We start from the raw sequence: 12,496 nt of genomic DNA on the forward strand, positions 1-12,496 counted from the left end.
AAGATGGCAAATGTATTGATGATCGGTTTTCCGGGAGAAGGCCATATCAATCCGTCTTTAGGCGTCGTAAAAGAACTGAAGGCAAAAGGGGAACATGTCGTATATTACGGCGTGAAGGAATATGAGAACAAAATCGCGTCAAGCGGAGCGGAATTCCGTGAATATGAAGATTTCCGAAAAGATGAATTCGGAAAAAACGCAACGGGTGATGAACAGCGGGACGCTACCGAGTTTTTACTATTAATGATTGAGACTTCCAAAAAAGCCGCTCTCCGTATTCTTGAAGAAGTAAAGGATGAATCCTACGACTACATCCTGTATGATCATCATTTTCTGGCAGGAAGGCTCGTGAGAAACCAGCTGAAACTGCCGGCATATTCACTTTGTACGACATTTGCAATGAATGAAGCATTTATTAAAGAAGTGTTTTCAAATACAAACCTTGTATCAGAGGAATCATCTCATTATCCGGCTTATACCGAAGCGGTCAGCCGGCTCAATGAAGAATTCAGCGCAGACATTAAAACGCCGTATGATATTTTCTCAAATGACGGCAGAAAAACCATCGTGTTTACTTCAAGAGCGTTTCAGCCGAAAGAAGAAGAGTTTGGCGATTCTTATCTCTTTGTCGGCCCGTCCATAACCAAAAGGGCGGCGGCTCAAGATTTCCCGTTTGAACAGCTTGAAGGAGAAAAAGTCCTGTTTATTTCCATGGGCACGATTTTTAACAATCAGAAGGAATTGTTTAATAAATGCTTAAAAGCGGCCAGAAACTTTAACGGAAAAGCCGTCATGTCAATCGGCAAACATCTTGATCCGGCGGAGCTTGATGAAATTCCTGAGAATGTCATTGTAAAGCCTTATGTTCCGCAGCTTGAGATCCTGAAGAGAGCGGACTTATTTATCACTCACGGCGGAATGAACAGTACGAGCGAAGGGCTTTACTACAAAACCCCGATGATCGTCATTCCGATGGGCGCAGATCAGTTCGCCGTCGGAAGCCAAGTGGAAAACACGGGCGCGGGCAAGATGTTTAAAAAAGAAGATGTAACAGCGGAACTGCTCACTGAAGCAATAAAAGAATTGAGCGAAAATCCTGAATATCAGACAAAAGCTTCTGAAATCGGAGAATCCCTGAAAGCGGCCGGCGGAGCACAGCGTGCAGCGGAATTGATAGCAGAAGACGTGAAAACTGCCGAGACCCGGGTTCTGTAATCACAGCCGTCACCCGCTTCCTTTAAAGGAAGCGGGCTTTTTTTGATTGTTTTTCGGGAGGATTTTTCACGCCGTAAAGAGAATTGTATGAAAAACAGACAAGAAAGGTGGAATGTCGCGGAAAAAAGCCATGTTATGAAAATGATTCTAAAGTCTTTTGTGAAATGTTCTCAATTTATGTAAAATGTGTGGCATTGGTGATGATCTAAGGCCAAATGAATCGGAATTAATGTCGACTTCTGAATGAATCCTGCATAACAGGCGGCGTCCAAAGAAAAGGAACGTCCCTTTCAGCAATGATAAATAGGAGGTTTTTCGTTATATGAAGAAAAAAATCGCAGCCGGACTGGCTGTATCTGCAGTAATGACTTCAACCTTCGCCGTGCATCCCGCTGAAGCAAAAACCATTCAAGTAAAAAGCGGCGACTCTCTTTGGAAGCTTTCCCGGCAATATCATACAAGTATTTCAGCCCTGCAGGCGGAAAATAAACTGAAATCAACGATACTCCATCTCGGACAGCGGCTGCACATTCCTGACGGCAGCGGCACACATAAAACGGGTCAAAAAGGAAAACGAAGCACGGGTGCTTACACAGTTACATACGGAGACTCATTATGGGTGATCGCAAAAAAATACAAAATGAGCGTTTCTGAGCTGAGAAGCCTGAACCGTTTGAGTTCAGATGTCATCTATCCCGGCCAGAAACTGAAAATTAAAGGGTCTGCCGGCGGCACGGACGGAGGCGGCAGACAGACAAAGCCTGATAAAGGCGCATCAGGGACTTACACTGTGAAGCCGGGTGACTCGCTGTGGAAAATCGCCAATCAAACCGGCGTCACCATCGCCGAACTGAAAAAGCTGAATCAATTAACATCAGACATGCTGTATCCGAATCAAGTGTTAAAGATCAAAGGTTCTTCACATAACGGAAACAGCGGCACAACACCGCCAACTCATTCAAACCCTTCTGAGAAGCCATCCACTTACAAAGTAAAAGCAGGCGATTCCCTCTGGAAAATTGCTAATCGGTTCGGCATCACCGCTCAGCTCATCAGAGAAAAAAATAAATTGACAACTGATGTGCTTCAAATCGGACAAGTTCTGGTGATTAACGGAACGGGAAAAACAGAAGATCCTGTGCGGCAGCCGGATAACAAACCGGCAAAGCCAAACAAGCCGAATACTCCCGAACCTCCGGTGACAGGGTCAAAGATTGACAGAATGATAGGCGAGGCGAAAAAACATGTCGGCGTGCCTTACCGCTGGGGAGGCAATACGCCTGCGGGCTTCGATTGCAGCGGTTACATCTATTACCTTTTAAATAAGGTAAGCTCTGTTTCCCGTCTGAGCACGGCCGGATATTGGAATACGATGAAACATATCAGCCAGCCGTCAGCTGGCGACTTCGTCTTCTTTACGACATATAAAGCGGGCCCTTCTCATATGGGAATGTATTTGGGCGGAGGAGATTTTATTCACGCAAGCTCCTCCGGGGTTGAAGTTTCAAACTTAAGCAATCCGTATTGGAAAAAAGCGTATTTAGGAGCGCGCAGTTATTTTTAAAAAAAGCCTTTCGGGGCTTTTTTTGTTTACCATTTTCACGTTTTGACAAGACTGATGGGTAAAAAAATAAGGGGGAGGAAGCATGAATCGTCTCTTGCTTTTTCTCATGCTCGCATCAATTACGCTTTGCGGCTGCGGGGGGAGACCCGCTCCTGTTTCGCCCAAAAAACATGAGGAAAGCCGCGCATTGGAAGCATCTGCATACCGTGAGCATGCCGGACTCATCAATCAAAACGGAAAAACGATCGGATATATCGAAGTGAGGGAATCTGATGATGAAGGATCAGACATTCATATATCAGCGGGGCATCTGCCGCCCGGCACTTCTCTCGGATTTCATATTTATGAAAAAGGGACATGTCAGGCACCTGATTTCGAATCAGCCGGCGGTCCGTTCAACCCTTTGAACAAAGAACACGGCTTTAACAATCCGATGGGTCATCACGCCGGGGATCTCCCCAATCTTGAAGTGGGGGCTGACGGTAAAGTGGATGTCATTATGAACGCGCCGCAAACTTCATTAAAAGAAGGGAGCAGACTCAGCCTGCTCGACCGGGACGGAAGCGCGTTCGTCATCCATGAACATACGGACGATTATTTAACAAACCCGAGCGGAAATTCCGGAGCCAGAATCGCCTGCGCTCCCCTGACAAAAAGCGCCCGCAGGGAATGAGCCCTTTTGTATTGAGTATACAAGGGCTTTTTTAGTATACTCGGTTATGGAATACAAATGGAAAGGAAACATCACCTATGACTTCAGAATTACAGCACCTATCACTTCCGGAAGATATACAAAACAAACTGCAGGCTTATCAAAATCATCCCGTTTCCCAAGAATTCCGGGATTTAATCGGATCATCAGGCTATGAGGCCGAAGATAAAGCGATTGTATTCGATGCCGTCATCGCTTTGACAATGGGAAAAAATATCTTATTAAAAGGACCGACGGGTTCAGGGAAAACAAAATTGGCGGAAACGCTTTCGAACTATTTTCATAAACCGATGCACAGCGTCAACTGCTCCGTAGACCTCGATGCAGAAGCGCTTGTCGGCTATAAAACGATTGAAAATGAACAGGGACAGGCGACAATTGAATTCGTTCCCGGACCTGTAACAACCGCAATGAACGAGGGACATTTTTTATACATTGACGAAATCAATATGGCAAAGCCTGAAACCCTTCCGATTCTAAACGGCGTGCTTGATTACAGAAAAATGATGACAAATCCCTTTACAGGAGAAGTGATTAAGGCAAGCGAAGGATTCGGTGTTATCGCCGCGATTAATGAAGGCTACGTCGGCACCGTTCCGCTGAACGAAGCCCTTAAAAACCGTTTTGTCATCATTGATGTTCCGTATATTAAAGGAAGCCTCCTGAAACAGGTGCTGACCTCTCAGTCTGTCTTAAAAGATGAGAAATTAATTGAACGCTTTATGACGCTGTCTTCTGATTTAATCGCACAAGCGCATAACGGACAAGTGTCAGAAGAAGCGGCGTCCATCAGGGCTCTCATTGATACGTGCGACTTGGCTGCGTACATCCCGCCGAAACGGGCGATTGAAAGAGGCATCGTAGAAAAACTTGACGACGACAGGGAAAAAGCCGCTGTCAGAAATATTGCAGAAACGCTGTTCGAATGAGGGATATACAATGAAGTTTATCAAATTTAACGACAGCACGATTGATTCGTTTTTGTTCATGATGCTGACTGACCTGGCCAAAACACTGACCAGAAGCAGTGAAGTTGAAGTGGAATACGGCGTGCAGTCTTACTACAATCCCTTTGAAAAGAAAATTTACATGAGCCACTTTTGGAAAGACCGATCAGCCGGGGATATGGAAGCCGGCCTGAAAAGCGATGTCTATTTGCGCGCTGTCGGAACACGCAGCAGCTCATTTCGGGAATTTGCGGGGTTTTTAAATGACGTTCACCGGCACTTCACCCGCCAAAGCTTTGCCAAGCAGCTGTTTATGCTGCTGGAGGATATCAGAATTGAAGAGCTGATCAAAAAAGAACGGCCGGGAACGAAACGTGTTTTTCAGAAGCGGAGGGAGATGTACAGGAAGTATTTCACGACGCAGCTGACATTGAATTTAGAACGGAGCATTTTCACCGACGCTTTGTATTGCGCGATGTTTGTCAAGCTGACGGCTGAGTCTCCGCTTGAAGGCATTCCTTCCATGCATGAACATATTGATATGATGATACCGTATATTGAACGTCAGCTCATCCGGGTGTATGAGGCGGATTCTACGGAACAAATTGCAAGAATAACGGAAGACCTCATGGAAGGCCTTGATGAAGTGCTTGAGAAAGATATGCTGAACACGTACTTTTTTCTGCCGGAACTTGATTACGAAAAAGCGGCTGAAGAGCCTTTATTCGAAAGCGTAAAAAAAGCGCCTTCGTTAAGTGACGATCTCACGCTCCCTGAGTCTTCCGACGGAGATGAAGAAATCCTTGAAGAGAAAATGAATACGTGGCACCGGGAAACCGAAGCGCCGTCAAAAAGTTTCCTTCAATTTGATATTGAGCACGGCGCGAAATCAGATCTTGGGAAAGACGCGGCCAGAGAAGGCGATGACGGTGACCAGGCGCTCGGCTCCGTTCAAGGTTCCGCACGTCAGACGAAAAGAGAGGATTACTCCAAACTGGAAGCGCTTGAATCCATTCAGGATGAACATAAGGGCGCGGGGCTGGCTGACGGAAAAGAAAACAAATTTGCCTTCCCGGTTTATCAAACGCCTCATAAAGCGTCTCCTGAAGAGGAGCAGTCTTATAAAGAACAGGCAAAAACGATAGAATCATATCAAAAACGCCTGAAGCAGATGATACAAAAAACACTTGAGCACAAAAAAACGCTCCCGCGGACCGACCTTCACGCAGGCCGGCTGAATCGCAAACTGATCCGCTATTTTACGGAGCGGAACCCGCGCCTTTTCTATAAAAAGCAGGACCCGTCTTCAGACATTGACGCCGTTTTTACATTGCTTGTCGATTGTTCGGCCAGCATGTTCGACAAAATGGATGAAACAAAAAGAGGGATCGTTCTTTTTCATGAAGCCTTGAAATCAGTGTCCGTACCGCACCAGATCGTCGGGTTTTGGGAGGATACAAACGAAGCGAACGAAACGAGCCAGCCGAATTTCTTCAATACCGTCATTCCGTTTGAAGAGTCGCTGCTGCAGGCGGCGGGTCCGCTGATCATGCAGCTTGCGCCTGAAGAAGATAACAGAGACGGATACGCCATCAGACAAATGACGAAACAGCTGATGCGGCGGAGTGAGGCGCAAAAATTTTTAATCGTGTTTTCAGACGGAGAGCCGGCAGCATTCGGATACGAACAAAACGGCATCGTCGATACGAGCGAGGCTGTCATCGAAGCGAGAAAAAAAGAGATAGAAGTCATAAATGTTTTTCTGTCCAATACTGCGATAGAAGAATCACAGATGAAAACCATTCAGGATATGTACGGAAAGTACAGTATTTTTGTTCCGGATGTCGATCAGCTGCCCGATGTGCTGTATCCGCTCTTGAAAAAACTGCTTCATAAAAGCATAGGATAGGCTTTTTCCTATGCTTTTTCGCTTTTTATTTTAAAATGATTTAATTTTTTCGGTATTGATCTGTTTTTTTTACTATTTTGTGAACAATCAAGGTAGAATCCAAACGCAATCAGTGGTAAAATATCCTTGGAAGCGTTTTTATTACATAATTTTGGGCACAGCGTTCAAAAGTTATTTCAAGATAGTGAATTGATCACTTGATTATCTAGGTTGGGGGTAATATTCAAATGTTTCAAAATAATATGAAACAAAGAATGAATTGGGAAGATTTTTACGGACCGAACCTCGGCTACGCACTGGAGCTGTACGACCAATATGCTGAAGATCCAGACAGCATTGATCCGGATCTGAAAGACATGTTTGACGAACTCGGCGCTCCGCCAAGCCAAATAAAAGAGGCATCGGGAACAAAGGAACAGGGACGCGTCACCGCAGATCTGATTCAAAAGATCGCAGCAGCAGTTAAACTTGCAGAAGATATTCGAACCTATGGCCATCTGAACGCTTCCGTCAATCCGCTCAGAAAGGATCCGAAAAAGAGCGAGCTCTTTCCGTTATCCGAGTACGGGCTTACAGAAGAAGAAATGAAAGCAATACCCGCGTCTGTCATCTGTAAAGACGCACCTGCCAATATAACAAACGGCTTAGAAGCCATCCAGCATTTACGCAATACCTATAAAAGAACCATCTCCTTCGAGTTTGACCATGTGCATGATTTCGAAGAGCGCGCATGGATTACAAAAATGGTCGAATCCGGAGAACTGTTCCGGAAAAATTCACCGGAAAAACTGTCAGCCGTTTTAGAAAGACTGACGGAAGTAGAAGGATTTGAACAATTTTTACACCGGACATTCGTCGGTCAGAAGCGTTTCTCAATTGAGGGATTAGACGCGCTTGTGCCGGTTCTTGACGACATTATCGCCCAGTCTGTGAAAGCGGGCACAACCAATGTCAATATCGGGATGGCGCACAGAGGCCGTTTAAATGTGCTTGCGCATGTGCTCGGCAAACCGTATGAGATTATTTTCTCGGAATTCCAGCACGCGCCGAATAAAGACCTTGTGCCGTCTGAAGGATCGACCGGCATCAGCTACGGCTGGACGGGCGATGTAAAATATCACCTCGGTGCAGACAGACAGCTTCAGGATGCTGAAACCAAAAGCGCGCGGATTACGCTTGCAAATAACCCGAGCCACTTGGAATTCATCAATCCGATTGTGGAAGGAAGCACGCGGGCGGCACAGGAAACAAGAACGCAAAAGGGGTACCCGGTTCAAGACGAAACAAAATCGCTCGCCATTTTAATTCACGGTGACGCAGCGTTTCCGGGAGAAGGCATTGTCGCCGAGACGCTGAACTTAAGCTCTCTGAAAGGCTATCAGGTCGGCGGGGCCATTCATATCATCGCCAATAATATGATCGGCTTTACAACAGAAAGCGATGAATCACGGTCCACGAAATATGCCAGTGATTTGGCGAAGGGCTACGAAATCCCGATCGTTCACGTCAACGCGGATGATCCGGAAGCATGCCTGTCAGCCGTTAAATTTGCGGTTGAATACCGGAAGCGGTTCAATAAAGATTTCTTAATCGATTTAATCGGGTACAGACGGTACGGCCACAATGAAATGGATGAGCCGTCAACGACACAGCCGATGCTGTATGACGCCGTCAGAAAACACCCGACTGTCAAGCGGATCTTTGCGGAAAAACTCGTAAGTGAAGGACTGATCAGCGAGGAAAAAGCGCAAAACATCGAAACGGCAGTGACAAAACGTATTGAAGACGCCTATAAAAAGGTGCCCGCCAAAAAAGAAGACGCCGTACGGGAAATTGAATTGCCGGAACCGGTGTCCAACGGTTTTCCAGACGTTGACACAGCCATTGATTTTGATGTTCTCCGCAAGCTGAACGGCGAACTTATCAACTGGCCGGAATCTTTTAACGTGTTCGGCAAGCTGAAAAGAATCCTGGAAAGACGTGCAAAAGCGTTTGATGATGACCGTAAAGTTGAATGGTCATTGGCTGAATCGCTTGCGTTTGCTTCCATTTTGAAAGACGGCACGCCGATCCGGCTGACCGGACAGGATTCAGAGCGCGGAACGTTCGCTCAAAGAAACCTTGTGCTGCATGACAGCGAAACAGGAGAAGAATTTGTTGCCCTCCATCACTTAGACGACTGCGCTGCTTCATTTACGGTGCATAACAGCCCGCTCTCTGAAGGATCGGTTCTCGGCTTTGAATATGGATACAACGTGTATTCGCCTGAAACGCTTGTGATGTGGGAGGCGCAGTACGGGGACTTTGCCAATGCGGCTCAAGTCTATTTTGATCAATTTATATCTGCAGGACGGGCAAAATGGGGACAAAAATCAGGCCTGGTCATGCTGCTGCCTCACGGTTACGAAGGGCAGGGCCCTGAACACTCCAGCGGCCGCGTCGAGCGGTTCCTGCAGCTGGCGGCGGAAAACAACTGGACGGTGGCCAACCTGACAAGTGCGGCTCAGTATTTCCACATTTTAAGAAGACAAGCGAAAATGCTGCTTCGTGAGGAAATTCGCCCGCTTGTGATCATGACGCCGAAGAGCCTGCTGCGCAACCCGAATACGGTATCTGAAGTGCAGGAACTGAGCGAAAGCCGATTCAAGCCTGTCTATGAGCAGTCCGGACTTTCCCATGCTTACGAAAAAGTGACTCGCGTCGTATTATCAAGCGGAAAAGTGTCAATTGATATCAGCGATCACTTCAACAAAATGGAAGGCGATAAGGATTGGCTTCATATTGCCAGAATCGAACAGCTGTATCCGTTCCCGGCAAAAGATACGAAGGAGCTTTTCGCCAAACTGCCGAACCTGCAAGAGATCGTTTGGGTTCAGGAAGAGCCGCAGAACATGGGGGCATGGAGTTATATCAGCCCGTATCTGACGGAAATCGCGCCAAAAGGAGTAAATGTCCAATACATCGGCCGAAGAAGACGATCCAGTCCCGCAGAAGGAGATCCGACAGTCCACAAAAAAGAACAGGAACGCATTGTATCTGATAGCTTGACTCGCAAAAACTAAGGGGGAAATGAAAAAATGGCGGAAATTAAGGTACCTGAATTAGCAGAATCAATCTCAGAAGGAACGATAGCCCAATGGTTAAAGCAGCCCGGTGATTATGTAGAACAGGGTGAGTACTTGCTTGAACTGGAGACGGACAAAGTAAATGTTGAATTGACAGCAGAAGAATCGGGTGTTCTAAAAGAGGTATTGAAAGATTCGGGTGATACCGTCCAAGTAGGAGAAATTATCGGTACTATTACAGAAGGCGCTGGCGAAAGTTCTGCACCCGCCCCTTCAGAAAGTGCTCCAGCCAATGAACAAACGAAAGAGGAAGCAAAAGCTGAACCTGCTGCACAAGAAGTCAGCCAGGAAGCACAATCAGAAGCGAAATCCAGAACGATAGCGTCTCCGGCTGCACGCAAGCTGGCAAGGGAAAAAGGAATTGATCTATCACAAATTCCGACGGGGGACCCGCTCGGCCGCGTGCGCAAGCAAGATGTGGAATCTTATGAAAAACCGGCTTCAAAACCTGCGGCACAGCCGAAACAGCAGGCTCAAAAAACACAGCAAAGCTTTGACAAACCTGTCGAAGTGCAAAAAATGTCCCGCCGCAGACAGACGATCGCGAAACGATTGGTTGAAGTGCAGCAGACTTCTGCGATGCTGACTACATTTAACGAAGTTGACATGACGGCCGTTATGAATCTAAGAAAACGCCGCAAAGACCAATTCCTTGAGCAAAACGATGTAAAACTCGGTTTCATGTCGTTCTTTACAAAAGCCGTCGTGGCTGCATTGAAAAAATTCCCGCTCCTTAACGCTGAAATTCAAGGCGATGAGCTGATCGTGAAAAAATTCTATGACATCGGTATCGCTGTCGCGGCTGAAGAAGGGCTTGTCGTCCCAGTCGTGCGTGACGCTGACCGCCTGACGTTTGCCGGCATTGAAAGAGAGATCGGCGAACTTGCGAAAAAAGCGCGAAACAATAAATTAACATTAGGTGAGCTGCAAGGAGGCTCCTTCACGATCACAAACGGAGGTACATTCGGATCGCTTATGTCAACACCGATCCTAAACAGCCCTCAGGTTGGGATCTTAGGTATGCACAAAATTCAGCTGCGCCCAGTAGCGATTGATGCGGAGCGCTCTGAAAACCGTCCGATGATGTACATCGCTTTATCATATGATCACAGAATTGTAGATGGTAAAGAAGCGGTCGGATTCCTCGTCACCATTAAAAACCTGCTTGAAGATCCGGAACAGCTGTTGCTGGAAGGATAATTTGAGACAGACAAAAAGTACACTGCCCTTACAAGCAGTGTACTTTTTTTATTGAGAGAAGGGGAGAATTTATATGCAAAGCTGTTATCCGCTTGAGATCGAATTTGAATATAATGAAGAATTGCATTCTATCACTCCGGTTCTTCTGCAAGACGAACATGACACGATATTAATAGACTGCGGATATCCCGGTTTTACAAACCATCTTCAACATGCTGCCGCCCGGCATGGAATGTCGCTTCATTCATTGACAAAAATTATTGTAACGCATCACGACATAGACCATATCGGCTCACTCGCTGCATTATACCGTTTGCATCCGGATGTCAGCGTGACAGCACATGAGCGTGAAGCGCCGTATATTGATGGCTCTAAAAAATCTTTACGGCTTGAGCAGGCTGAATCAACGTTTTGTTCATTGCCAGAGGATGCAAAGCCTTATGCAAAACAGTTCATCCGCTCGCTTCAATCAGTCGAATCGGCTCCAGTTCACCGGACAGTTACTGACGGCGAGCTGCTGCCTTGGTGCGGAGGCATTCGCGTTGTAGCCACGCCGGGTCATACACCCGGCCATATCAGTCTTTATCTGCCTGCCGAAAAAACAATGGTCACAGGTGATGCGGTCGTCATTGAAGACGGAAAGCTGAACCTTGCTAATCCTAGCTATACGTTACATATGGATGATGCGGTCCGTTCTGTGCGGCGGCTGCTCGATTACGATATCCGCCAATTGATTTGTTATCATGGAGGTCTATTTCAGGGGGATGTGAAAAAAGCGCTTTTGCGTCTGTTTCGTGATCTGCAGAATAAAAAAGGATAGGAGCGGCCAGTCTATCCTATCCTTGTTCAGTTATGAAAACGGAATCTTTGCCGTTTCTTCTACCTCGGCGCTGTTTTTCTCTTTTTTCTTAGACCAGTAGGTGGCAAGAACAGACCCCGACAGATTGTGCCATATGCTGAAAATTGCGCTCGGCACGGCTGACAAAGGGGAGAAATGCGCTGTCGCAAGCGCTGCGCCCAGTCCGGAGTTTTGCATTCCGACTTCGATCGCAATCGCTTTTTGTGAAGCATAATCCATTTTGAACAGCTTTGCAGTCAGGAATCCTAACAAATATCCGATTCCGTTATGTAAGATGACGACAGACACAATCAGCAGTCCTGATTGAAGCAGATGCTCACGATTTACGCTGACGACAGAGGATACAATCGCTACGATGCCGATTACCGACACGAGAGGAAGCGCGTGCACGGCTTGTCCGACCTGTTTTTTGAAGAACAGCTTCACAATCACCCCGAGGACGATCGGCAAAAGCACGGCTTGCATTATGGAAACAAACAGTGAGCCGAAAGAAACGGGGAGCCACTCTTTCGCAAACAGCATAATAAGTGCCGGCGTTACAATAGGAGCAAGCAATGTTGAGATCGTGGTGACCGCAACAGAAAGCGCCGTATTGCCTTTCGCCAAAAATGTCATGACGTTTGATGCCGTACCGCCCGGACAGCATCCGACCAGAATGACGCCCGCGGCGATTTCTGCGGGGAGGCGGAGCCCGATTGATAAACAGAAAGCCGTAAGCGGCATAATCGTAAACTGGGCAGCGACTCCGATCACGACATGCCAAGGCTTTCTGATTAATTCTTTAAAATCGTCTGCTTGAAGAGTAAGCCCCATCCCAAACATAATAATACCAAGGAAAATCGTCATATAAGAACTGATCCAAGAAAACAAATCAGGGCAGGCGAATCCTAAACCGGCAAAGACGATAACCCACAAGCCAAAGGTTTGGCCCGCAAACCCGCTTATTTTTTTCAGCCATTCCATAA

9 protein-coding genes are annotated in these 12,496 nt (G+C 46.8%); 8 read left to right on the forward strand and 1 reads right to left on the reverse strand.

The window, feature by feature from the left end; all coding sequences use genetic code 11:
- Window positions 1-3: 3 nt before the first annotated feature.
- The 8 genes from ACNFN4_RS18260 to ACNFN4_RS18295 all read left to right on the forward strand — a co-directional run bounded on the left by ACNFN4_RS18260 (window position 4) and on the right by ACNFN4_RS18295 (window position 11,492).
- Entirely contained in the window at window positions 4-1,215 is a 1,212-nt protein-coding gene (locus tag ACNFN4_RS18260; protein ID WP_014418124.1) for a macrolide family glycosyltransferase, read from the forward strand.
- A gap of 322 nt (window positions 1,216-1,537) precedes the next feature.
- Window positions 1,538-2,779 carry a LysM peptidoglycan-binding domain-containing protein gene (locus ACNFN4_RS18265; protein ID WP_448200369.1) on the forward strand — a complete coding sequence of 414 codons (1,242 nt, stop codon included), beginning with the start codon at window positions 1,538-1,540 and terminating at the stop codon, window positions 2,777-2,779.
- An 82-nt stretch (window positions 2,780-2,861) separates the two neighbouring features.
- A complete protein-coding gene (locus ACNFN4_RS18270; protein ID WP_242790605.1) occupies window positions 2,862-3,452 on the forward strand; it encodes a superoxide dismutase family protein in 591 nt (196 codons plus the stop codon).
- A 77-nt stretch (window positions 3,453-3,529) separates the two neighbouring features.
- Complete coding sequence (locus ACNFN4_RS18275; RefSeq protein ID WP_003153758.1) at window positions 3,530-4,420, forward strand: AAA family ATPase; 891 nt, start codon at window positions 3,530-3,532, stop codon at window positions 4,418-4,420.
- Between the two features lie 10 nt (window positions 4,421-4,430).
- Window positions 4,431-6,347: a VWA domain-containing protein gene (locus tag ACNFN4_RS18280; RefSeq protein ID WP_448200370.1), complete on the forward strand. Its 1,917-nt coding sequence runs from the start codon at window positions 4,431-4,433 to the stop codon at window positions 6,345-6,347.
- 227 nt (window positions 6,348-6,574) lie between these two features.
- Window positions 6,575-9,409, forward strand: coding sequence for a 2-oxoglutarate dehydrogenase E1 component (gene sucA, locus ACNFN4_RS18285; protein ID WP_022553224.1), 2,835 nt, complete (start codon window positions 6,575-6,577; stop codon window positions 9,407-9,409).
- A 15-nt stretch (window positions 9,410-9,424) separates the two neighbouring features.
- Window positions 9,425-10,672 carry a 2-oxoglutarate dehydrogenase complex dihydrolipoyllysine-residue succinyltransferase gene (odhB, locus tag ACNFN4_RS18290; RefSeq protein WP_280157048.1) on the forward strand — a complete coding sequence of 416 codons (1,248 nt, stop codon included), beginning with the start codon at window positions 9,425-9,427 and terminating at the stop codon, window positions 10,670-10,672.
- Between the two features lie 73 nt (window positions 10,673-10,745).
- The gene (locus ACNFN4_RS18295) at window positions 10,746-11,492 is read left to right on the forward strand and encodes an MBL fold metallo-hydrolase (RefSeq protein ID WP_053284880.1); all 747 of its coding nucleotides are present in this window, start codon (window positions 10,746-10,748) and stop codon (window positions 11,490-11,492) included.
- Between the two features lie 30 nt (window positions 11,493-11,522).
- On the opposite strand, the gene ACNFN4_RS18300 is transcribed toward ACNFN4_RS18295, so the two are convergent.
- Window positions 11,523-12,494 (reverse strand): bile acid:sodium symporter family transporter, encoded by a 972-nt coding sequence (locus ACNFN4_RS18300; protein WP_017417964.1) that lies wholly within the window; start codon window positions 12,492-12,494, stop codon window positions 11,523-11,525.
- Window positions 12,495-12,496: the final 2 nt, after the last annotated feature.

The organism is Bacillus sp. N1(2025), from assembly GCF_053470005.1.